The following is a 21352-nucleotide window of genomic DNA, read 5'->3' on the forward strand; positions in this document are numbered from 1 at the left end:
AAATTGCGCCCCGTAGAGCCGAGCCCATGCTCGGCTGCCGCTCCTGCCGAAGACAGCCGAGCATGGGCTCGGCTCTACAGAAACAAAGGCATGGCAAGCAGTAAAACGTGATGATCAGGTCAGTGTGTGACCGCGTCCGCAGCCTGGAAGGCGGCATCGAACAGGCGCTGTACCGGCGGGCCCATTTCCCCGGCCAGCAGCGCCAGCAGGAACAGACCCAGCAGCAACGAGACCGGCAGGCCCAGCTGGATCGGATTCAGCGCCGGAGCGGCCCGGGCCAGCACGCCGAACGCCAGATTCACTGCCAGCATCGCCACCGTCAGCGGAATCGCCAGGGTCAGCGCGCCGCGTAGCACGGTCAGCAGGAAAGTCGGGGCGATGCTGAAGAACGCGTGCGGGTCCGGCAGCGGAGCGCCGATCGGCAGTGCGCGATAGCTGTCCACCAGCAGCGAGATCAGCGCCAGGTGCCCGTTGGCGGTGAAGAACAGCAGGCCGAACAGCAGATAGAACCACTGGCCGATCACGCCCGAGGTGCCGCCACGCAGTGGGTCACTCATCTGCGCGAAGGCCAGGCCGGTGCCCTGGGCAATCAGTTCGCCGGCCATCGCCCCGGCCTCGAACACCAGCCGTAGCAGGAAGCCGATGGACACGCCGATGGCCAGTTCGCGGGCGATGGTCAGGACCGTGGCGGCATCGAAGCCAGTCCAGTCCGGTACTGGCGGCAGCAGCGGCGCCAGTGCGATGGCCAGGGTGCCAGCCAGCACCACGCGCACCCGTGACGGGACGGCGCGGGTCCCGACCATCGGCATGGCCATGGCCACAGCGCCGATGCGCAGCATGGTCCACAGTACGGTGCCGATCATGCCGAAGGCCTGAAGGCCGTCGGCAGCCATCTGGGTGGCGGCGTCCATCGAAGCGCGTGTCCTAGCCGATCAGGTGCGGAATTCGCTGGAACAGCAGCGTGGTGAATTCAACCAGGTGGCCGATCAGCAGGCTGCCCAGCGCGAACAGCACCGCGGTCAGTGCCGCCGCCTTGGCGACGAAGGCGATGGTCGGTTCGTTGAGCTGGGTCGCGGCCTGCACCACGCCCACCACCACGCCCACCACCAGCACGGTGAGCAGCAGCGGGCCAGCCACCCACAACACGGTGATCAGGCCGCCACGCAGTTCAGTCAGGGCAAGTTCGGGAGACATTCGGGGGTCCATCTGCTCTTGTAGAGTCGAGCCATGCTCGACTGCGCTTTGCGCGGGATATCAAGCCGGATTGAAGCTGGCTGCCAACGTACCCACGGTCAGCACCCAGCCATCCACCAGCACGAACAGCAGGATCTTGAACGGTGCCGACACCAGCATCGGCGACAGCATCATCATGCCCATCGACATCAGCACGCTGGCCACGACCAGGTCGATGATCACGAACGGGATGAAGATCAGGAAGCCGATCTCGAAAGCGGTCTTCAGTTCGCTGGTGACGAACGATGCGACCAGTACCGGGAACGGGATCGCATCGGGGCTGGCGTAGGTGCCGTGCCCGGCGATGCCGGCGAAGGTCATCAGGTCGGTCTCGCGGATCTGCGCCAGCATGAAGGCGCGCAACGGCGTGGTGGTCAGCGTCCAGGCGGTCTGGAAGTCGATCTCGCCATTGAGGTACGGCGCCATGCCGGCGCTCCAGGCCTTGTCCCAGGTCGGCATCATTACCATCGCGGTGAGGAAGAGGGCCAGGCCCAGCAGCACCTGGTTGGACGGGGTCTGCCCGGTACCCAGCGCCTGGCGCAGCAGGCCCAGCACGATGATGATGCGGGTGAACGAGGTCAGCACCAGCAGCATCGACGGGATCAGGGTGATCGCCGTCATCAGCAGCAGGGTCTGCAGCGGCAGGCTGACCGGTGCACCGCCGATCTTGCCGACGTTGATGTCCGGCAGCGGCGTGTTCGGGGCGCCGGGCGCGGCGAACGCCAGTGCCGGCAACAGGCACAGGGCAAGCAACAGCAGCCACGGCATCAGGGTGGCAAGACGGGTACGGGTGACACGCATGTCAGGGATCCTTGCGCAGCCGCTGCTGCAGCAGCTGGGCGAAATTCGGAAGATTCTTGAAGTCCGGCACGCGCACCGGCGCCGGGGGCGGCAACGGTTCGGGCAGGGTATGCAGGGTGTTGATGCCACCGGCGGTGACGCCCAGCAGCAGTTGCTGGCCGTTGACCTCGACCACCACCACGCGCTCCTTGGCGCCCACGCTCAGGCTGGCCACCAGCTTCATGCCTTCGGCCGGGCGGAAGCCGCTGCCGGGCATGCGCTTGAGCAGCCAGCCGAGGCCGATGACCAGCGCGAGCACCGCCAGCAGCGCCAGCACCGCGCCGAACAGGCTGGGTGCGGCGGCCGCATGCTGGCCGACCTGGGGCCCGATGGGCGCGGCGGTCTTGCCGACCGCCAGCAGGGTGGAGGCCAGCAGGCTCAACGCAGTCTCCGGATCCGCTCGCTCGGGCTGACCACGTCGGTCAGGCGCACGCCGAAGCGGTCGTTGATCACCACAACCTCGCCGTGGGCGATCAGGGTACCGTTGACGAACACGTCCAGCGACTCGCCGGCACCCCGTTCCAGTTCCACCACCGAGCCCTGGTTGAGCTGCAGCAGGTTGCGGATCGGCAGGCGCGCGCGACCGACTTCCAGCGACAGGGTCACCGGTACGTCCAGGATCACGTCCAGGTTCAGGTCCGGGCCGTTCGCCTCATCGGCCTGCAGGCTGCTGAACTGGGCCGGGGTGGGTTCGAGGGCGTCGATATCGTTCATTGCGGGTCTTCCTGGATGACGGGTACGCGCGGGCGGGTGCCCGGCGGATGGGTAGCGGTGATCTTCACGGCGTTCATGCCGTTGGCGATGCCGAACTCGCCGGTGAACACCGGGATGTTCTCCACGCACAGCGGCACCTGCGGGCTGAGTTCGATCGGCAGGATGTCGCCGACCTTCAGCTGGGTCAGGTCGCGCAGGGTCATGCGCTTGCTGGCCAGTACGCTGGACAGGGTGACTTCGGCGATGTTGAGCTGCTCACGCAGGGTCTGGCCCCAGCTTTCGTCGCGATCGTTGCGGTCGCTCTGGATGCCGGCGTCGAGCAGCTCGCGGATCGGCTCCAGCATCGAATACGGCAGGGTGACGTGGATGTCGCCACCGCCGCCATCGAGTTCGACGTGCAGGCGGCACACCACCACGTATTCGCGTGGCGTCACGATGTTGGCGAAGTGCGGGTTGATCTCCGAGTTGATGTACTCGAAGTCCACGTCCATCACCGGCGCCCAGGCCTCGCGCAGGTCGGCGAAGGTCTGCTTCAGCAGCAGGTGGATCACCCGCATTTCAGTGGCGGTGAACTCGCGGCCTTCGATGCGGGTCGGGTAGCGCCCGTCGCCACCGAAGAAGTTGTCGACGATGGCGAACACCAGGGTCGGCTCGAACACGATCAGGCCGGTGCCGCGCAGCGGCTTGAAGCGGATCAGGTTCAGGTTGGTCGGTACATACAGCGAGTGCATGTAGTCGTTGAACTTGATCAGTTCGATGCCGCGCACCGACAGCTCGGCCGAGCGGCGGATCAGGTTGAACAGGCCGATCCGCCACAGGCGGGCGAAACGCTCGTGGACCATTTCCAGGGTCGGCATGCGACCGCGGATGATGCGGTCCTGGCTCGCGAAGTCGTACGAGCGCGCTTCGCCTGACGGCGGTTCCGGATCGGTTTCGACCGCGCCAGTGTCCACGCCGTGGAGCAGGGCATCGATCTCGTCCTGGGACAACAGATCATTCATCGGTGGGCCCTTACTGGGTCACGAAGCTGGTGAACAGCAGGTCGTCGGCACCATTGCTGCCGGTCTCGGCCTTGAGCACTTTCTGCACTTCGGCCAGCGACGCAGCCTGCAGCTTCTGCTTGCCGGCGACATCGGCGATCTGGTCCGGGCTGACCTGCGAGAACAGCATCAGCAGGCGTGCGCGGATGGCGGGTGCATGGGTCTTGATCGCTTCCAGCGCAGCCGGGTCACGGGTCATCAGCTGCACTTCCAGCTGCAGGTAGCGCGGACCATCGACCGGGCCATTGAGATTGACCACGAACGCCGGGTCCAGCGCGAAGTACTGCGCGGGGGCCGGGGTGGCGCTCTTCTTCGGCGCCTGCGCAGTCTTGTCTTCGTGCTTGGACTGGGTGAAGAACCATACGCCGCCACCGGCGGCAGCGGCGGCCAGCACGGCCACCAGTGCGGTGATCAGGATCGGACTGCGCGGCTTGGCGGCCTTGTCCTTCTCGGCGGTCTTCTTGGTTTTGTCAGCGGCTGCGGCCACGGGGTGAAGCTCCTGAGGGTTGCTTCACCGGGATATGCAAGGGGTGTGCCGGAGCCGGGGCAGCGGGGGGCGACGGAATTCCGTCGGGATGCCAGCCGCATCGCTCTGGTGGCTGCCAACCTTGGTTGGCACGCCTGTCAGGCGTAAGCGTCCAGCAATCCGCGCTGGCGGATCAGCTGCGCCGACGACACGCTGCCATCGCCCGGCGTCGGTTCTCCGTCGCCGGGCAGACCGCCGCCACCGGCCTGGCCCGACGCATTGCCGTCACCACCGGGCGCCTGGTGGCCGACATCGGCATGAGCCAGCTGGAAGCCCTGTTCGCCCAGCAGTTCGCGCAGGCGCGGCAGGCTGCTTTCCAGTGCCTGGCGCACGTCCACATGCGGGCTGCTGAAACTGGCATGCACCTTGTCGCCGTTCAGTTGCAGGCGCACATCCACCGGGCCCATGTCGTCCGGGCTCAGGCGGATGTGGGCGTGACCGATCTTCTGGTCGGCCAGCCAGCCCAGGCGCGCGCCGACGGCCTGGTCGAAACCATCGTCGCCGAACACGGGCCTGGGCGTCGGTTCGCCGTTGAAGACCGCAGTGCCGGTGGCGAGCGCAGCCTTGAGGTCCTGCAGGGCCGCCGGGGCCGGGGCGTGCAGGAATGGGGCAGCGCTACGGTCGCCGATCGCGGTCACGTCGTTGCTGTCGCGGTCGCCATGCTTGCTGCCCGGCAGGACCGTCTCCGGTAGTGGCAGGGTCGTGGCATCGCTGGCGCTGGCGGCCGGCGGCGTGCTGTCAGTTATGGATGCGACGGCTGCGCCCGGCGCCTGGGTCGGCGTCGGGGCAGGCAGTCCCGGTCCGGCAGTGGCCGGCAGCGCCGCGCCCGCACCCGTTGCAGCAGGAGCAGTGGCGGCAGGATCGGAGGAGGCCGGCATCGCCAGGACCAGGCCGGCCAGGCCCAGCGGCGGCCACGGCGCGTCCTCGGTGGCCACCGGCGTGTCCTTGTCCGTCGCCCGATCACCCGCAGGCGGAGTTTGCGGCGGCAAGGGCGACGTCTCGTTTCCCGTCGCCGCCGCATCCATGCTGCGTTCCTCCGGCGCCTGGCCATTTCCATCGGCGCTCGTCTGCGGCTTCGGTGCCGAGGTGGGCGGTGACGTGGCGGCGCCGGCGGGCGCGTCCGGCGCGCCGCCCTGCAACAGCTGGCTGAAATCCTTGCTGGCCTCGCTGCGTGGCGCGCGCGCTGCAGCGCCGCCGGCAGTCTGTGCCTGCGCGTTGGCGCTGCTGGCGAGCGGGGCGGGCATCACGGGCGGCCTCCCTGCTCGGTGCCATCCTGGTCTTCGGCCTGCACCAGACGCGCACGGCGCGCACCGATGTCGTCCATCTCGCGCTGGTCGCGGCGGTCGGTGACCACTTTCTCCTGCGCCCGGTAGCTGGCCGCCAGCTGTTCCAGCACGGCCTTGTCACGGCTGGCCAGGATCAGGCGGGCGCGCTCGGCCTCCACCTTCTCGCGGTTGCCATTGACCGTGGCCTGCTGCTGCTCGACCGCACTGTCGAGGCGGTCGAGAAATGCACGCCGGTTGAGCAGCTGCGCCGGGCTGGTCGCCGCCATCTGCGCGTTGGCGTACTCCTCGGCATAACGGCGCAGTTCGTCCAGTCGCGATAGATGGGTGTCGAGCACGCGCTGGCGTTCGGCCAGGTCGCGGGCGACCGCGTCCTCGTGTTCCTGGGCCCGCTTGAGCAGGGGATCGATGCGCTTGGACTGGTTCATGGCTTAACTCTCTTGTTCCACCAGGCGCTGCAGCGCCGCCTGGCTGTGCGGGAGATCTGCGGCCTTGGCAACGTCCTGGCCGAGGAACTCCATGATTTCCGGCCAGCGTTCCAGGGCTTCGTCGGTGGCCGCGTCGTTGCCGCGCTGGTAGGCACCGATGGCGATCAGGTCACGGTTGGCCGAATACGCCGAGACCAGTCGTTTCAGTTTGCGGATGCGCAGGCGCCACGGCTCGTCGGCGATTTCCGTGACCACGCGGCTGACCGACGATTCGACGTCGATGGCCGGGTACAGACCGCTGTCGGCCACGCGCCGCGAGAGCAGGATGTGGCCGTCGAGGATCGCGCGCGCCGCATCGGCGATCGGGTCCTGCGGATCATCGCCTTCGGTCAGCACCGTGTAGAACGCAGTGATCGAGCCACGTCCCTTGGCGCCGTTGCCGGCGCGTTCGACCAGTGCCGGCAGCTTGGCGAACACCGACGGTGGGTAACCGCGGGTGGTCGGCGGCTCGCCGACCGACAGGCCGATCTCGCGCTGCGCCTGGGCGAAGCGGGTCAGTGAGTCCATCAGCAGCAGCACGTTCAGGCCCTGGTCGCGGAACCACTCGGCGATGGCGGTGGCGCGGTAGGCGCCGTGCAGGCGTGCCAGCGGCGGCCGGTCGGCGGGACTGGCCACCACCACGGCGCGGCGCAGGCCTTCCTCGCCCAGCGTGGTCTCGACGAAATCGCGGACTTCGCGTCCACGTTCACCGATCAGGCCGACAACGATCACGTCGGCGGCGGTATAGCGGGTCATCATGCCCAGCAGCGTCGACTTGCCGACGCCGGAGCCGGCGAACAGGCCGACACGCTGGCCGCGGCCGATCGGCAGCAGCGCGTTGATCGCGCGCACGCCCACGTCCAGCGGCTGGGTGATCGGTTCACGCGCCAGCGGATTGATCGACATGCCGGCCATGCCAACGTGGCCCTCGGCGCGGATCGGGCCCTTGCCGTCCAGCGGCACGCCATCGCTGTCGATGACGCGCCCGAGCAGCCCTTCGCCCACTTCAACGCCGCCACGGCGCGCAGACGGCACCACCCGTGCGTTGGGCAGCAGGCCGTGCAGTTCCGCGCTCGGCATCAGGTAAGTGCGCTCGCCGGCGAAGCCGACCACTTCGGCATCGACCCAGCCACCATCGACCACTTCCACCTTGCAGCTGGCACCCAGCGGCGCTTCGCAGCCGACCGCTTCCAGGGTCAGTCCGACCGCGCGGCGCAGCACGCCTTCGCGGATCAGGCCACGGCCATGGGCGGTATCCACGCGCAGGCCGTCGAGCCGACGGGCCAGGCGCAGGTTGCGGGCCATGGCCCAGTCGGCCGGTGGCGGCGTCGGCTGCGGATCGGGATTCATGCATTGGCTCCGGTCTGGCGGATCACCGCGTCCAGCGCGCCGCGCAGGCGCGCTTCCAGGGTGCCGTCGATGCGCACCGCTTCGGCGTGCACGCGAAGATCGCCGCGGCTGAGACTGGTATCCGGCACCAGGCGTTGCTGTGGCGGCAGGCTCAACAGCGGGGCGAGCGCGGCGATGTCGTCCGGGTGCAGCCGCACTTCGACCTCGCGGGTGCTGCCACCCACCGCGTCGATCGCCTCACCGACCAGCTGTGCCAGCAGTGCCGGCTCAGCTTCGTAGGCACGGCCGACCAGCGCACCGGCGATGCGTACGGCCAGCTCGCCGAGCGCGCCGACCACTTCGTTTTCCAGCCGCACCAGCGGCCGGCTGAAGTTGTCGAGGATCCCTTCGATCTGCGCGGCGAGGCGGCGCACTTCGGCCTGCCCCTGGCCGTAGCCTTCGGCATGGCCGTGCTGGAAGCCTTCCTTCTCGGCGCTGTCCTGTATTGCCTGGATTTCCTCCAGCGTCGGCAGCTGCAGCGGTGGCTCGGGTTCATGCTCCGGGTCCGGCTCGGTGAGTTCGAATGCATCCTCCTGCTCCAGCACCGGTTCGGGCTGGGCCAGCAGGTCCGGGGCAAGCCAGCGCACGACGTTGCTCACAGCATGGCCTCCGCGCTGCCGCCGATGGTGACGGTGCCTTCATCGGCCATGCGCTTGACGATGGCCAGGATCTCGCGCTGTGCGCCTTCCACGTCGGACAGGCGCACCGGGCCACGAGCTTCCATGTCTTCCAGCAGGATTTCGGCCGCGCGCTGCGACATGTTGCGGGTGATCTTGTCGCGCACCTTGATGTCGGCGCCGCGCAGGGCCAGGCCCAGGCGCTCGCCGCTCACTTCGCGCAGCACAAGCTGCATCTCGCGGTCATCCAGGTCGACCAGATCGTCGAACACGAACATCAGGTCCTGGATGCGGTTGCTCAGCGGCGCATCGATGCGGGCGATTTCGCCCAGGATCGCCTGGTCCTGGCCGCTGTCCATGAAGTTCAGGATGTTGGCCGCGCACTGCACGCCACCGATGTTCGACGACTTCAGGTTCTGGTTGCCGGCGAACTGGCGCTCCATGATCTCGTTGAGTTCATTGAGCGCGTTCGGCGGAATGCCGTCGAGGGTGGCGATGCGCAGCAGCACGTCCACGCGGGTACGGTCCGGCAGCAGCTTCAGCGCGTCGGCGGCCTGGTCGGTTTCCAGGTGCGCCATCACGATGGCGATGATCTGCGGGTGCTCGTTGCGCACCAGGTCGGCCACCGCACGCGGGTCCATCCATTTCAGCGCGTCCAGGCCGGTGGTGTTGCGGCCCAGCAGGATGCGGTCGATCAGGTTGCCGGCCTTCTCGCTGCCCAGCGCCTGCACCAGCATGTTGCGGATGTAGTCGTCCGAACCCACGCCCAGCGAGGTCTTCGAGCCCAGCTCCTGGCCGAACTGGTCCATTACCCGTTCCACCTGCTCGCGGGTGATGTCGGTCATGGTGGCCATGGCGATGCCAATCTTCTGCACTTCCTTGGGTTCCATGTGGCGCAGCACTTCGGCCGCGTCCAGCTCACCCAGGGACAGCAGCAGCACGGCCGCGCGCTGTACGCCGGTCAGTTGTGCCTCAGTCATTGGCCACCCATCCCTTGACCACCTGGGCCACGCGCTTGGAGTCGGTCTTTACGGCTTCACGCGCCATCCGCAGTCGTTCCTCATATGAATCCACCGGCAGGGCCAGGGCCTCCGGCCCGGCCAGGCTCGCCCGGTCGGCGCCCAGCGCCGGCAGCGGCATGCCATCGTCATCCACCAACTGCACGTCCGCGGTGTGCGGCTCCAGTGCCTGCGGGTCGTCCTTCCTGTTCTGGCCGGTGATCGCGCGCAGCGCCGGGCGCAGTACGCCGAACAACAACGCCAGCACCACCACCGCGCCGAGCAGCATGCGGCCGGCATCGTGCACCCATGGCAGTTCCCACCAGGCCGGCCCTTCGACCGGCGTGGTGTCACGCACGAACGGGGCATTCATCACCGACACGGTGTCGCCACGCTCGGCGTTGAAGCCGACGGCCTGCTTCACCAGCGCCTCGACGCGGGTCAGTTCCGCGGCCGACAGCGGCTGCGGGCTGACCTTGCCGTTGGCACCGGCGCGCGGCACGTTGTCCACCAGTACCGCCACCGACACGCGCTTGATGCGGCCGGCCGGCTGGCGGGTGTGCTGCAGGGTGCGGTCCAGCTCGTAGTTGCGGGTGGCGTTCTTGCTGCTTTCGGTCGGGGCCTGCGCGGTGGCCGGCGTGGCCTGCTGGCCCGGCGGACTGTTGCTGGTGGCACCCGGCACGCCCTGCGGGCCCGGGGTGCTGGTGGTGTTCTCGCTCATCTGCTCGCTGCGCAGCTTCTGCGGTTCACCGTTGTAGAGCTCACGGGCTTCCTCGGTCACCGAGAAATCCATGTCCACGCTCACTTCCGGGTTGACCCGGCCGGGGCCGGTCATCGGTTCCAGCAGTTCGCGGATGCGCTGGTTGAACGAGGTTTCCTGGCGGCGCACCTGTTCGAACTGGGCAGCGTTGACCGCCGCCTCACTGTTCGGGTCGCTGACGCTGAGCATGCGCCCGCTCTGGTCAACCACGGTCACCCGTTCCGGGGCGAGATCCGGGATGCTGGCCGCGACCATGTGCACGATGGCGTCCACCTGGCTGCGTTCCAGCTGCTGGCCGCCACGCAGTTCCAGGGTCACCGAGGCGCTGGCCACGTCACGCTGGCGGGTGAAGGCGCTGGGCTTGGGAATGGCCAGGTGCACGCGCGAATCGCGCACCGGGCGCAGCGTGTTGATGGTGCGCGACAGCTCGGTTTCCAGCGCATGCTGGTAGCGCGCGCTTTCCACGAACTGGCTGACGCCGAAGCCCGGGTCGCGCTCCATCAGCTCGAAGCCGAGCTTGCCGCTGTCGGTCAGGCCGGAGCCGGCCAGCTTCAGGCGCGCGTCGTGCAGGTTCTTTTCCGGCACGGTGATGCCACCCGTGGCCGGGTCGAGTGCGAACGGAATCTGTGCGGCGCGCAGCAGGTCGGTCGCTTCAGCGGTCGCCTTCTGGTCCAGGCCGGTGTACAGCGGGACCATGCCCGGCTTCTGCGACCAGAAGAACACGGACAGGCCTGCCGCCACCGCCACCGCGATCATCGCCATCAGGCCCAGCCGACGGGTGATCTGCAGACTCTGCAGGCGGTCGAACCATTGCCCGGCCTTTTCGGCGTTCAGGCTGTCCTTGGAGAGCGTCAGTGCCATGCGTCTCTATTCCTTACAGCGGCATGTTCATCACGTCCTGGTAAGCCTGGACGAGACGGTTGCGAACTTCCACGGTGGCGCGGAAGGCGATCTGGGACTGCTGCGAGGCGACCATCACCTTGGCCAGGTCGGCGCTGGGGTCGCCCATTTCGAAGGCCTTGGCGAGGGCGCCGGATTTCTGTTGCGCATCGTTGACGCCGGCAATCGCACCACGCAGGGTTTCGGTGAAGCTGGCCGGCTGGGCCTGCGGTGCATCGAGCACCGTGCCCGGCAGGGCGTTGCTGCGCGGCGTTTCGCCCAGCGGGTTGAGCGCCGGCTGTCCCATCTGGGTCTGATAGGAGCGGATCTGCGAAAGGATCGAAGTGACGGAGTGGGACATCTGCAACGGTTCCAGAAACAGGGATGGGGTTGTCTGCTGTAGCCAGTGCAAGTGCCGTGCCGAAACCGGTTTTCGATTCAGTGAAGTGAGGAGGTTGGGTGTGCGTGCGGGGTTGCACCCCGCTCCCCGCGGTAGTGCCGGCCGCTGGCCGGCAACCTCAGTGGCAATGACCGAAGCCGGAGCCGGAGCAACAGCAGAAGCGGGTCTACTGAGGGATGGCGGGGCGGGTCCGGTTGCGGGGGACGCTGCAAGTACGTCCATGTAAGCTCGGTCGCCGCATCCATGCGGCTCACGCCCCCACAACCGGACCCACCCCGCCTCCGACAGTTTCCTGCGATCTGATGGACGGGTATGGACTGCCCTTGGTGGGTGTCGACCTTGGTCGACACATTCTGGTCGGCACGGGGTCGGATCCCGTTGCCGTGCATCGGGCGCTGATCCCATTGGCGGCGCCATTTATCCGGCGTCGGTTTTCTGGCCTGGGGCTGCAGAGTCCAGCGGCCGGAGTTCTGGCGCTGCAAATGCGCAGCGGTCGGATCCCTTTCCGGCGGAAAGGGCTCCGACCCCTCTTGGGATCTGACCCCTGGCGCTAGCTACCAGGGATAGTGGAGATCGATCCCGAGCGAACGGTGCAGTTCCACCTTTTCGGATGAGAGAGGGAAGAACCCCTCAGAAAGCTCGTAAAGGCACGTGGGCCAGAAGTTGCTCTCGTCCAGCATTGAGCTGGGATCGGACTTGCGGAAGTCAGTCTCAAGCTCCAGGAGCGTGAACATTGACACGTCCCTGTGGGAGTTGATCGCAGCTTGAATCGCTTCCATCAACGCGGTGTGGAAGATTGCGAAACTGCGCAGGTCTGAATTGCAGTATTGGAGCGGTGTTCCATCGTCGATTGGAAGTAGCCCTACCGAGCCATTCATGAGATCGACGAAAAAGAGTCCGCCCAGTACACGTCCAAAGATCGCCAGGTTGCGATCGTCAGTCTGGTACTTCTGCAGACGTGGATGGAACATCGTGCTGTTGTTGGGATATGGCGCAAGACGGTCAGACAGCTGCCGCGCCTCACGCAGCAGGGCAGAGTTATCAATCTCTTCCTGGCGGATTGGCGTGAGATCAAGCGTTGGCGGTCTGATTGAATTCTCCATCCGGACAAGGCTACCCCTATGCTTCGCAGCTGCCTTTAGGAGAAGTTGCAAACGAGGTCCTGCGGCTCATCCCCTTGTCCAGGCACGGCGTGGATCTACTGATGTCATGCAGCGGCGCCAGAAGCACCAACGCCCGGGCGAGCCCAGGCGTTCGTGCCCCCTTCATGCTGGTGGCGCGGTTCAGCCGGCCAGTTCGGCCTGCTCGCGTTCGATGCCGTACTTGCGCAGCTTTTCCACCAGGGTGGTGCGGCGCAGGCCGAGCAGCTGGGCGGCGTGGGCAACCACGCCCTGGGTGCGTTCCAGTGCTTCGTTGATGAGGCCCAGTTCGATGTTGGCCATGTGGTTGCGCAGGTCCATGCCTTCGTCGGGCAGGGCGGCCGGTGCCGCCGGGCGATTGACGGCGATGCCGTGCTCCAGCGCCGGCTGGTTGCCGCTGCCGGGGGTGTGGAACGAGAAGCTGCGCAGGTCCAGGCGTTCTTCGTTGGCAACCGTAGCTGCCGGTGCCGGTGCAGCCACCGCTGCCAGTGCGGCATCGCCACGGTAGCGGGCCGGCAGGTCCTGCACGCGCACCGAACCGCCCGGATGCAGCACCGCCAGGCGCTCGACCAGGTTGGTCAGCTCGCGCACGTTGCCCGGCCATTCGTAGCTGGACAGCGCCTGCAGCGCTTCGGGAGTGAAGCGCACTTCGCCACGGCCGGTGCGGGCCAGCTGCGCGGCGATGGTTTCCACCAGCGCCGGCAGGTCCTCACGGCGCTCGCGCAACGCGGGCACTTCGATCGGGAACACGTTGAGGCGGTAGAACAGATCCTCGCGGAACTTGCCCTCGGCGATGCGGGTCTCCAGGTCGCGGTGGGTCGCGGCCACCACGCGCACGTTGCAGCGGATGGTCTGGTTGCCACCGACGCGCTCGAAGCTGCGTTCCTGCAGCACGCGCAGCAGCTTCACCTGCATCGGCAGGCTCATGTCGCCGATCTCGTCGAGCAGCAGGGTGCCGCCTTCGGCCATTTCGAAACGGCCCTTGCGCGCGGTCAGTGCGCCAGTGAAGGCACCCTTTTCGTGGCCGAACAGCTCGCTTTCCAGCAGGTCAGGCGGAATGGCGCCGCAATTAATCGCCACGAACGGGCCATCACGGCGCGGCGAACGCTGGTGGATCGCGCGCGACACCACTTCCTTGCCGGTGCCGGATTCGCCCAGCACCAGCACGGTGGTGTCGAACGCGGCCACCTGTTCGATCATGGTGCGCAGCGCGGTGACCGCCGGGCCGTTGCCGGTCGGTCCCTGCTCCTGCGCGGCACCGGCCTGGTGCTCGGCATCCAGGCGCTTGAGGCTGGCGCGGCGCAGCAGCGCTTCCATCTGCGCATGGCGCAGCGGGGTTTCCAGCGGCCAGATGTTGGCTTCGTGCAGGCCATGCTGCTGCGCGAACGCAGCGGCATCACCGTCGGCCAGCAGTACCGGCGGCGGCAGGCTGCTGCCGCCAAGCCAGTGATACAGCGCGGTGCTGGCGCGGCTGTCGTCCAGGCTGCCGACGATCACCGCCATCCAGTCGTTCTGGCGCTGTCGGCCCAGGTCGAAGTCGGCTGCGTCGGACACCCAGCGCGGGTTGAAGTCCATGAATTCCAGCAGGGCAACGGTGCGCTCCGCGCGCACGGCGTCGTTGTCCAGCACCAGGATGCGCGATTCGCTCACGACTGTTCCTCCCTGAGGCCTTCCAGGATCGGCATGACTTCCTGGATGTAGGACAGCTTGCTGACAAAGTTGTCGGCGCCGGCGCGCAGCGCGTGTTCGCGGTGCTCGGCGTCGTCGAAGTGGCTGGCGATCACGATGTACGGCGCATCGTCCTGCGACTTGATCAGGCGGGTGGCCTGCAGCCCCCCCATTTCCGGCATGGCCAGATCCATCAGCACCACCTGCGGGCGCAGCGTTTCCGAGCGCTCGATCGCTTCCAGGCCGTTGCCGGCGCTCCCGACGATCTGCAGCCAGTCGATCTTGCGGAAATGGCGCATCGCCGCGTTGATGAAGCCCTCGTGGTCATCGACCAGCAGGACCGTGAGCTTGTTCATGTCCAACATCCTTTTCAGCCCACCCGGGCCAGCTGGGGTTGCCTGGCGCTGAGCCGGCGCCGTTCGCGGGCCGGGGCGATATCCAGTTGTTCTCGGTATTTTGCGACGGTTCGGCGGGCAATGTTCACCCCCTGGCGCGACAGCAGGCCGGCAATGGCCTCGTCGGCCAGCGGGCGGCCGGCCGGTTCGGCGTCGATCAGGCGGCGGACCATGGCCTTCACCGCCTGGCCGGAGACGCTGGCGCCCTCCAGGCGCACGGCGAAGAAGTGCTTCAGCTCGAAGGTGCCGCGCGGGGTCTGCAGGAACTTGCCGGTGGTGATGCGCGAGACGTTGGACTCATGCATGCCGATTTCCTCGGCCACTTCCTTCAGGGTCAACGGCGCCATGGCCTCTTCGCCCCGCACCAGGAAGGCGGCCTGGCGCTCGACGATCACCCGCGCCGTACGCAGCAGGGTGTCGTAGCGCATCGACAGGCCACGGCTGAACCAGCGCGCCTCCTGCAGCATCTCGCGCAGCGCCGGGGCGGCGTCGCTGGTTTCGGCCAGCACCTGTTCGTACTGGCTGTTGATCGACACGCGGCGGCTGGTGGCCGGGTTCAGGGCGACCTTCCACTGCCCGTCGGCGTGCCAGGCGACGACGTCCGGCACCACCACCGCGTTGCGCTCGGGCAGCAGGCTGTCGCCGGGGCGCGGCTGCAGCGACAGGATCAGGCGCACCGCCTCGCGCACGTCGTCGATCTCGGCGTCGTGCTGGCGGGCGAGGGCGGGGTAGTCGTGGGCAGCCAGTGCATCGAGCGCGCCGTCCAGGATGCGCGCAGCCAGATGGCGGGCCGGCACCACGCCGTGCAGGCTGCGCAGCTGCGCCTGCAGGCCTTCGCGCAGGTCCTGTGCGGCCATGCCGGCCGGCTCGCCGTGCAGCAGCTGCTGGCGGATGGTTTCCACGCCAGCGGCGGCGATGTCGAACTGGGCGCTGGCCAGCAGCTGCAGCTGTGCCAGCGGCGCCTGCAGGTAGCCGGCCTCATCGCAGTGGTCGAGCCAGAACGCGGCCACCGCCAGTTCGCGGTCATCCATGTCCAGCGACAGGCGCTGCAGCACGCGCAATTGCGGGTCGGTCGATTCGCCGGCGGCGATGCGCGCCATGCGATCGTCGTCGCCGTCCTGCCAGCTGGCGCCGGCCACGTCCCACATCGAAGACTCGGGCAACTCGTCGAACGCGGCGGTTTCCAGCGTGGTCGCGCTGGCCTCGGTGGCTTCGGCGGCAGGCGCTTCGGCCTCTTCGATTTCGAGCAGCGGGTTGGAGTCCAGCAGGCGCTGGATTTCCTGTTCCAGGTGCAGGCCGTCGAGTTGCAGCAGCCGGATCGACTGCAGCAACTGCGGGGTGAGGTGAAGTTGTTGGCCCAGCTGGGTCGAGAGTGCAGCCTTCATCGTGGTTCCCCGGCGCCGCTCCCCGGCGCCTTGTGGAACGCATCTTGCTTTTGATCCGGCGGGGGCGGAATCAGGGGGTTCCTGAGGGGCTTGGTGAATGGCCTGACAGGGTGTAGGGGTATTCCCTACATCGACGCGGATTGTTGACGATGATCGCTGCTAAGTTGCTGATTTCCGGTGCAAGGCCCGGATTGATCGGGCTGCGCCGTGTACGGATTCCTGTCGGGGAGTGTCAGGGCGACGGGAATTCGTCGCTGGGTGCGGGTTGGCTGCGTCGGCTGTCGATAGAGACGATCACCGGTAGAGTCGACTGTCAGTCGACTGCTCTCCGATCAGACCAAGGAAAAGTCCCGCGCTCCGCGCGCAAGTCGACTGGCAGTCGACTCTACCAACAGCCCACTCTACCCAGCCATCGTTTCGCGCCGCCGAGGCTCGCGCTTACTCCAGCTCGTGCTGGTGGCGCGCGGCCAGCAGCAGCAGATCGTTGGCGCGGCGGCAGCCGAGCGATTCCATCATGCGTGCGCGGTGGGTTTCCACCGTCTTGACGCTGATGCCGAGGTCGGCGGCGATTTCCTTGTTGCTCTCACCCTTGCCGATGCGGCGCAGGATCTCGCGCTGGCGCGGCGACAGCGCGGCGATGCCGGTGGGCTTCTCGCGGCCCAGCATCGGTGCCAGCATCTTGGCGGAGATCTGCGGGCTCAGGAACACCTGGCCGGCGTGCGCGGCGCGCAGCGCCAGTTCCAACTCCTGCGGTGCCGCATCCTTGACCACGAACCCGACCGCGCCCCGATCCAGCGCATCGCGCACGTGAGCGGCATCGTCGTGCATGGTCATCATCACCACCCGGGTACCGGGCGCGCGCAGGCGGATGTCGCTGAGTGCTTCCAGGCCGGTGCGGCCCGGCAGCGAGAGGTCCATCAGCACCACATCCGGTGCGTGCTGCAGGGCCAGCTGCAGTGCCTGCTCGGCGTTGCTGGCCTCGGCAACAAGCTGCACGTCGGCAAACCCCTGCAGCAGCCGCGCCAGGCCGGCGCGGACGAGGGTGTGATCGTCGACGATGAGAACTCGCACAGGCACGCAACAGATCCGTGTAGGGGAGTCCACCTTAACTTAGCTGAACGGGCGCGCCAAGGCTTGCCCGCAAAGCGTTATGGTGGCAGGTTTCAGCGGGCGCGGCGCGCCTCGGCCACCTGGCGGCGGTGCAGGCGGAACAAGTGCCGCTCCATTGCCATCTCAAGGCCATCGCCAAGACGCTGGAAACGCAGCCACAGGTAGTGACCGCCACCACCGTCCGCCGCTTCGGCGATCACTTCCACCGGCAGGTCGATATGGTCGGGCAGCCAATCGCTGGGCTGCAGGCGCACCACGCCGGCCTGGCCGGGGCTGGCGCCACTGCGTGGGCCCAGCTGCAGGCGGATGCCGCGGCGCGACCAGCGCACGGGGCGCAGGGTCAGTTCCTGGCCCTGCTGGCGTACGAGCCGGCCGAGCAGCACCATCGCCAGATCCAGCTTGGCCTCCAGCCGCTGCAACTGCAGGCTGGCCTCATTGCGGTCGTCATGTTCGTCAACGCGGCTGTCTTCAACCAGCGCCAGGCTGCGCAGCAGGCCTTCGGCGCTGCTGGTGCGACCGGCCGCGCTGCCTGCCTGGAACTCGGCCGGCAGGGCCAGCTCGCAGCTGAGCGTCTCGTCGAACAGCTCGCTTTCAGCCGGGTGGTGCAGTGACGTGGTCGGCAATTGGGTCATGCCAGCGATTCTGCCTGCAGGTAGGCATGCGCTGCGCGAAGGGAACGCTGGCCGTCATTCATCAGTGCTGCCACCGCATCACGGCGCTGGCGCAGCAGGCCGAGCAGATTCTGCTGGCGATCAAACAGCGCAGCCAGCGGTGCGTGGTCGGTGGCGGCCAGCGGCTGGCTGAGCAGCGCATGCAGCGTGCTGTCGTGGCCGTCGAGCAGGCTGTCGGCCTGGTCGAGGGACTCTTCGCCCAGGGCCTTCTCGAAGGCATCCAGCTGGGCGTGCAGTTCGTGCAGGCTCATGGCGCCACCGCGGCCGGCCGGCGCTGTTCCTGCGGGATCGCATTCCAGGCGCTGTCGATCTCGCCCAGCAGTTGAAGCGATTCATCCAGCGCGGCACGGTCGTTGTGCAGGTTGGCCTCGGTCAGGCGCTGCAACACGTAGTCGTACAGTGCCGACAGATTGCCGGCGATCTCGCCGCCGGCTTCGTGATCCAGCGAGCCGTTGAGGTGGCCGACAATCGCGCAGACTTCGCCGATCGCCTTGCCCTTTCCGGCCTGGTCGCCACGCTCAAGACTGGCCTGGGCACGGCGTACGCGCTCCAGCGCGCCCGCCAGCAGCATCGCCACCAGCTTGTGCGGATCGGCGTCGGCAACCGCACTGGTCACTCCTACCTGGCGGTACTGCTCGGCATATTGACGGCTGGAACCGTACATTCGTGATTCTCCTTGCGCTGGGTGCCGTCGGGTGGTCGTGGGGACCGTGGCCGGCGGTGCGGCGTTGATTGCTGTTGCGTCCGTTATCGGTGCGAACCACGCCAAACTTGAGCGTTGCACGCCGTCCTTAGCGGTTCAGCTGTGCCAGCTGCTGCTGCAGTGCGGTGTTGCTCTGCTGCAGCTTGCCCATCAGGCTGTCGAGCGCCAGGAACTGCTTCTTGTAGCGTTCCTCGACGTTCTTCATGCGCGTGTCGAGGTCCTTGCGGCGCTTGTCGATGTTGTCCAGCGTGGTGTTCAGGCCCTTGGTGCGGGCGACGAACGCCCCTTCCTTGCCGACGGTGGTGCTGACATAGCCGTCGACCATGGTGTACAGGGTGCCAGCACCGCCGGTGTCGCCGGTGATGGCCGAGCGGATCTTCTCAGGCTGGCTGGCCAGTGCGGCGGCAAACTTGGTGGTATCGAGAACGAGGCTGCCGTCGGCGTTGGGATAACCGCGGGTCTGCAGGCCCAGCACCTTCGGATCCAGGCCGTCGGCCGAGAGCTCCTTCAACACGCTCGACATCATCGAACGCAGCTGGCTGGAGGCGCCGCGCATCTGCGCGTCACCCGTCAGGGTGGCGGCTTCCTTGGTCTTGGCGTCGTACTTGGTCTCCGTGTTGATCGCCGCGATCGCCGCGTTGTAGGCGGTCACGAATTCCTGCATGACCTTGGTCGCGGCGGCAGTGTCGGTGCTGATCACCACGGTACTCTTGCCGGGAACCTTCAGGTTCAGGGTCAGGCCAGGTACTGCATCGGTCACCGTATTGCTGGCACTGACCACTTTGACGCCGTCGATGGTCAGTTCGGCGTCCGCAGCGGCCGTGTTTTCTTTCAGGCTGCCTACCAGTGCACCCAGCTTGGGGTCGCTGCCGGCATACTCCAGCTTGATCGCGTTGGCGGCTCCGGTCTTTTCCTGGGCGATCGACAGATACTGGTTGTCGCCCGAGCTGATAAGCGTGGCCTGCACGCCTTCCTTGCGCCCGGCGGCATCGATCTTGTTGCGGATGGTGGTCAGCGTGTCGCCGTCCTCCACCGTCACGTTCATGGTCTTGGCCTTGTCGCCCACGCCAACGGTCAGCGTCAAGGTTCCGGCACCGAAGGTGTCGGTCTTGGGCACCGAGGTATCGGCGATCAGCTTGTGTGCCGTGGCGAGGGATTTCACCTCCACCTGGTGCGTGCCGTTGGAGGCCGCTGCCTTGGTCGTGCCCACGTCGTACAACGCGACTGACGCTGTCAGCACATCATCTGCATTGTTCGGACCGGCCTTGCCGGTGGCGGTGACGGTGCGGGTATCGAAGGCCGTCGTGGCCTTGAGGGCCGTCAGCGCGGTCTTCAGCTTGTCGAAGGCCGCCGTAACGGTGCCGATCGACGACAGCTGCATCTTGGCCTTGGACTGCTGCAGGTTCAGCGCATTGTCGGCGGGCTTGCGGTCAGCTGCGACCAGCTGGTTGACGATGCTGGAAATGTCCAGCCCCGAGCCAATGCCACCGTATCCAAAGTCTGCCACGTCGTTTCTCCTGGTATCCGGGCCTGGCCGTCGTGCGGCGGCCCGTCGTCAACGAAAATAGCGGCCTGCGCCGCTGGGTCTTGAGGACTTCGTTGATGCATGCGCCGTGCCAATGGTCTGCCGCAGGTTCTGGCACGCAGATTGCAGGAGGGTTGGGGCAGGGTGCGGGGACATTCACCGCAGGCTGCCGGGGGTCTGCAAAAAGCCCTCCCCCAATGCAGGGGAGGGATCAGGCTACTGACAATCGGGGGGAGACGAAGCCGCCCGGTACGTACAGTCAAAGGTACAGCGCTGAAAGAGAGGTCCGCAGGAGCGGGCGATGCCGAGCCGGTTCGGGAGGTTTCCCGGGCCGGGCATGGCCCGCGCCTTCGAGCACCATGGCTTCCAGGTTGCCGCTACCGTCGATTCACTTCGACGGTAGCGGCGCCTTCTTGCCGTGGATCAGCGCAGCAGGCTGAGCACGCCCTGCGGCACCTGGTTGGCCTGGGCCAGCATGGCCGTGCCGGCCTGCTGCAGGATCTGGGTGCGGGTCAGCTCGGCGGTTTCCTTGGCGAAGTCGGTGTCCTTGATGCGGCTGCGCGAGGAGGACAGGTTTTCCGACGAGGTCTGCAGGTTGGCCACGACCGAGGTGAAGCGGTTCTGGATCGCGCCGAGGTCGGCGCGGGTGCTGTTGATCGCACCCAGGGCCTTGTCGACCACTTCCAGGGCCTGCTGCGCGCCGAGCACGGTGCTCACGTCCAGCTTCTGCACGTTGGCCGAAGTGTCAGCAGCGGCGGTGTAGGCACCGGCGGCGGCCGCAGTGCCCCAGGTCTTGGCAGTGGCGTCGTAGTCGCTGCGCATCAGGGCGATGTCGGCAGTGGCAACGGCCTTGCCTTCCTTCACCGAGCTCAGCTTCAGCGTGCCGTCGGCGTTGGCTTCGGCGTAGATGCCGGCCTCGCCGATCTTGGCGTTGATGGCGGTTGCTACGGCCTTGGACGCGTCGGCGGTGGTGGCACCGGCCTTGACTTCGACGGTACCGATGTCCACGCCCATCACCGTGCCCGAGAAGCGCGCACCGTCGGTGCTGGCGGTGAGGGCAGCGGTCGCGCCGGTGGCGAAGGTCGAGGTGCCCAGCGAGCCGGCCTTGGCATCGATGGTCTTGTCGATGGCGATCGACTGACCGGCGTTTGCACCAACCTGGAACAGCTGGCTGGAGAACGAGCCGTCCAGCAGCTTGGTGCCGTTGAAGTCCGACTGCTTGGCGACGCGGTCGATTTCGGAAACCAGCTGGGTCACTTCGGCCTGCAGTGCCTTGCGGTCGCTGGCCGAGTTGGTGGCGTTGGAGGCCTGCACCGACAGCTCGCGGACGCGCTGCAGGTTGTTGCCGATTTCAGTCAGCGAACCTTCGGCGACCTGGGCCAGCGAGATGCCGTCGTTGGCGTTGCGGATGGCGACGTCGGTACCGCGGATCTGGGTGCCGAAGCGCTCGGAGATCGCCAGGCCGGCGGCGTCGTCCTTGGCGCTGTTGATGCGCGAACCGGAGGACAGGCGCTGGATGGTGGTGGCCAGCGAGCTGCCGCTGGTGCTCAGGTTGCGCTGAGCATTCAGCGACATCGTGTTGGTGTTGATGACTTGTGCCATGGTGCTTT

At 67.2% G+C, this 21352-nt stretch carries 24 protein-coding genes; all 24 read right to left on the bottom strand.

Features of this window, described 5'->3' with window-relative positions; genetic code table 11:
• Window positions 1-119 precede the first annotated feature (119 nt).
• The 24 genes from fliR to AC5P65_RS09445 all read right to left on the bottom strand — a co-directional run bounded on the left by fliR (window position 120) and on the right by AC5P65_RS09445 (window position 21344).
• The gene (fliR, locus tag AC5P65_RS09330; protein ID WP_049397365.1) at window positions 120-911 is read right to left on the bottom strand and encodes a flagellar biosynthetic protein FliR; all 792 of its coding nucleotides are present in this window, start codon (window positions 909-911) and stop codon (window positions 120-122) included.
• A 13-nt stretch (window positions 912-924) separates the two neighbouring features.
• The gene (locus tag AC5P65_RS09335; RefSeq protein WP_005413254.1) at window positions 925-1194 is read right to left on the bottom strand and encodes a flagellar biosynthetic protein FliQ; all 270 of its coding nucleotides are present in this window, start codon (window positions 1192-1194) and stop codon (window positions 925-927) included.
• Window positions 1195-1254: 60 nt separating this feature from the next.
• Window positions 1255-2034, bottom strand: a complete 780-nt coding sequence (gene fliP / locus AC5P65_RS09340; RefSeq protein WP_019659599.1) for a flagellar type III secretion system pore protein FliP — start codon at window positions 2032-2034, stop codon at window positions 1255-1257.
• 1 nt (window position 2035) lies between these two features.
• Window positions 2036-2455 (bottom strand): flagellar biosynthetic protein FliO, encoded by a 420-nt coding sequence (gene fliO / locus AC5P65_RS09345; protein ID WP_014037105.1) that lies wholly within the window; start codon window positions 2453-2455, stop codon window positions 2036-2038.
• Window positions 2452-2787 (bottom strand): flagellar motor switch protein FliN, encoded by a 336-nt coding sequence (fliN, locus tag AC5P65_RS09350; protein ID WP_005409543.1) that lies wholly within the window; start codon window positions 2785-2787, stop codon window positions 2452-2454. Before fliN ends, fliO begins: the two co-directional genes overlap by 4 nt.
• Entirely contained in the window at window positions 2784-3788 is a 1005-nt protein-coding gene (gene fliM / locus AC5P65_RS09355; protein WP_021203860.1) for a flagellar motor switch protein FliM, read from the bottom strand. Before fliM ends, fliN begins: the two co-directional genes overlap by 4 nt.
• A gap of 10 nt (window positions 3789-3798) precedes the next feature.
• A complete protein-coding gene (locus tag AC5P65_RS09360) occupies window positions 3799-4314 on the bottom strand; it encodes a flagellar basal body-associated FliL family protein (RefSeq protein WP_019659602.1) in 516 nt (171 codons plus the stop codon).
• A gap of 137 nt (window positions 4315-4451) precedes the next feature.
• Window positions 4452-5597, bottom strand: a complete 1146-nt coding sequence (locus AC5P65_RS09365; RefSeq protein ID WP_111098345.1) for a flagellar hook-length control protein FliK — start codon at window positions 5595-5597, stop codon at window positions 4452-4454.
• Window positions 5597-6064: a flagellar export protein FliJ gene (fliJ, locus tag AC5P65_RS09370; RefSeq protein WP_021203862.1), complete on the bottom strand. Its 468-nt coding sequence runs from the start codon at window positions 6062-6064 to the stop codon at window positions 5597-5599. Before fliJ ends, AC5P65_RS09365 begins: the two co-directional genes overlap by 1 nt.
• Before the next feature lie 3 nt (window positions 6065-6067).
• Window positions 6068-7453 (bottom strand): FliI/YscN family ATPase, encoded by a 1386-nt coding sequence (locus AC5P65_RS09375; protein ID WP_019659605.1) that lies wholly within the window; start codon window positions 7451-7453, stop codon window positions 6068-6070.
• Complete coding sequence (locus AC5P65_RS09380; protein ID WP_111098338.1) at window positions 7450-8091, bottom strand: FliH/SctL family protein; 642 nt, start codon at window positions 8089-8091, stop codon at window positions 7450-7452. The genes AC5P65_RS09375 and AC5P65_RS09380 overlap by 4 nt, the downstream gene beginning before the upstream one ends.
• Window positions 8088-9074, bottom strand: coding sequence for a flagellar motor switch protein FliG (gene fliG / locus AC5P65_RS09385; protein WP_024958226.1), 987 nt, complete (start codon window positions 9072-9074; stop codon window positions 8088-8090). Before fliG ends, AC5P65_RS09380 begins: the two co-directional genes overlap by 4 nt.
• A gap of 7 nt (window positions 9075-9081) precedes the next feature.
• Window positions 9082-10728: a flagellar basal-body MS-ring/collar protein FliF gene (gene fliF / locus AC5P65_RS09390; protein ID WP_021203865.1), complete on the bottom strand. Its 1647-nt coding sequence runs from the start codon at window positions 10726-10728 to the stop codon at window positions 9082-9084.
• A 13-nt stretch (window positions 10729-10741) separates the two neighbouring features.
• On the bottom strand, window positions 10742-11107 hold the full coding sequence (gene fliE, locus AC5P65_RS09395) for a flagellar hook-basal body complex protein FliE (protein WP_005409552.1): 366 nt from the start codon (window positions 11105-11107) through the stop codon (window positions 10742-10744).
• A gap of 593 nt (window positions 11108-11700) precedes the next feature.
• Window positions 11701-12249, bottom strand: a complete 549-nt coding sequence (locus tag AC5P65_RS09400; protein ID WP_111098337.1) for an SUKH-4 family immunity protein — start codon at window positions 12247-12249, stop codon at window positions 11701-11703.
• 180 nt (window positions 12250-12429) lie between these two features.
• Window positions 12430-13935 (bottom strand): sigma-54 dependent transcriptional regulator, encoded by a 1506-nt coding sequence (locus tag AC5P65_RS09405; RefSeq protein WP_495215539.1) that lies wholly within the window; start codon window positions 13933-13935, stop codon window positions 12430-12432.
• Window positions 13932-14309, bottom strand: coding sequence for a response regulator (locus AC5P65_RS09410; protein WP_005409556.1), 378 nt, complete (start codon window positions 14307-14309; stop codon window positions 13932-13934). Before AC5P65_RS09410 ends, AC5P65_RS09405 begins: the two co-directional genes overlap by 4 nt.
• 14 nt (window positions 14310-14323) lie before the next feature.
• A complete protein-coding gene (rpoN, locus tag AC5P65_RS09415; RefSeq protein WP_495215540.1) occupies window positions 14324-15733 on the bottom strand; it encodes an RNA polymerase factor sigma-54 in 1410 nt (469 codons plus the stop codon).
• 438 nt (window positions 15734-16171) lie between these two features.
• Window positions 16172-16804 (bottom strand): response regulator, encoded by a 633-nt coding sequence (locus AC5P65_RS09420; protein WP_005413261.1) that lies wholly within the window; start codon window positions 16802-16804, stop codon window positions 16172-16174.
• A gap of 92 nt (window positions 16805-16896) precedes the next feature.
• Window positions 16897-17475, bottom strand: coding sequence for a PilZ domain-containing protein (locus AC5P65_RS09425; RefSeq protein WP_019659609.1), 579 nt, complete (start codon window positions 17473-17475; stop codon window positions 16897-16899).
• The gene (locus AC5P65_RS09430) at window positions 17472-17765 is read right to left on the bottom strand and encodes a hypothetical protein (RefSeq protein WP_021201752.1); all 294 of its coding nucleotides are present in this window, start codon (window positions 17763-17765) and stop codon (window positions 17472-17474) included. Before AC5P65_RS09430 ends, AC5P65_RS09425 begins: the two co-directional genes overlap by 4 nt.
• A complete protein-coding gene (gene fliS, locus AC5P65_RS09435; protein WP_021201753.1) occupies window positions 17762-18178 on the bottom strand; it encodes a flagellar export chaperone FliS in 417 nt (138 codons plus the stop codon). The genes AC5P65_RS09430 and fliS overlap by 4 nt, the downstream gene beginning before the upstream one ends.
• Window positions 18179-18305: 127 nt before the next feature.
• Window positions 18306-19724, bottom strand: coding sequence for a flagellar filament capping protein FliD (gene fliD / locus AC5P65_RS09440; protein ID WP_111104208.1), 1419 nt, complete (start codon window positions 19722-19724; stop codon window positions 18306-18308).
• Between the two features lie 441 nt (window positions 19725-20165).
• Window positions 20166-21344, bottom strand: a complete 1179-nt coding sequence (locus tag AC5P65_RS09445; protein ID WP_206621683.1) for a flagellin — start codon at window positions 21342-21344, stop codon at window positions 20166-20168.
• Window positions 21345-21352: the final 8 nt, after the last annotated feature.

Source organism: Stenotrophomonas sp. YJH_SMC_48-3 (assembly GCF_059369375.1).

Coding starts and splice junctions, on each gene's coding strand:
- fliR (WP_049397365.1), bottom strand. CDS start 911: ATGGACGCCGCCACCCAGATGGCTGCCGACGGCCTTCAGGCCTTCGGC.
- AC5P65_RS09335 (WP_005413254.1), bottom strand. CDS start 1,194: ATGTCTCCCGAACTTGCCCTGACTGAACTGCGTGGCGGCCTGATCACC.
- fliP (WP_019659599.1), bottom strand. CDS start 2,034: ATGCGTGTCACCCGTACCCGTCTTGCCACCCTGATGCCGTGGCTGCTG.
- fliN (WP_005409543.1), bottom strand. CDS start 2,787: ATGAACGATATCGACGCCCTCGAACCCACCCCGGCCCAGTTCAGCAGC.
- fliM (WP_021203860.1), bottom strand. CDS start 3,788: ATGAATGATCTGTTGTCCCAGGACGAGATCGATGCCCTGCTCCACGGC.
- AC5P65_RS09365 (WP_111098345.1), bottom strand. CDS start 5,597: ATGCCCGCCCCGCTCGCCAGCAGCGCCAACGCGCAGGCACAGACTGCC.
- fliJ (WP_021203862.1), bottom strand. CDS start 6,064: ATGAACCAGTCCAAGCGCATCGATCCCCTGCTCAAGCGGGCCCAGGAA.
- AC5P65_RS09375 (WP_019659605.1), bottom strand. CDS start 7,453: ATGAATCCCGATCCGCAGCCGACGCCGCCACCGGCCGACTGGGCCATG.
- fliF (WP_021203865.1), bottom strand. CDS start 10,728: ATGGCACTGACGCTCTCCAAGGACAGCCTGAACGCCGAAAAGGCCGGG.
- fliE (WP_005409552.1), bottom strand. CDS start 11,107: ATGTCCCACTCCGTCACTTCGATCCTTTCGCAGATCCGCTCCTATCAG.
- AC5P65_RS09400 (WP_111098337.1), bottom strand. CDS start 12,249: ATGGAGAATTCAATCAGACCGCCAACGCTTGATCTCACGCCAATCCGC.
- AC5P65_RS09410 (WP_005409556.1), bottom strand. CDS start 14,309: ATGAACAAGCTCACGGTCCTGCTGGTCGATGACCACGAGGGCTTCATC.
- rpoN (WP_495215540.1), bottom strand. CDS start 15,733: ATGAAGGCTGCACTCTCGACCCAGCTGGGCCAACAACTTCACCTCACC.
- AC5P65_RS09425 (WP_019659609.1), bottom strand. CDS start 17,475: ATGACCCAATTGCCGACCACGTCACTGCACCACCCGGCTGAAAGCGAG.
- AC5P65_RS09430 (WP_021201752.1), bottom strand. CDS start 17,765: ATGAGCCTGCACGAACTGCACGCCCAGCTGGATGCCTTCGAGAAGGCC.
- fliS (WP_021201753.1), bottom strand. CDS start 18,178: ATGTACGGTTCCAGCCGTCAATATGCCGAGCAGTACCGCCAGGTAGGA.
- AC5P65_RS09445 (WP_206621683.1), bottom strand. CDS start 21,344: ATGGCACAAGTCATCAACACCAACACGATGTCGCTGAATGCTCAGCGC.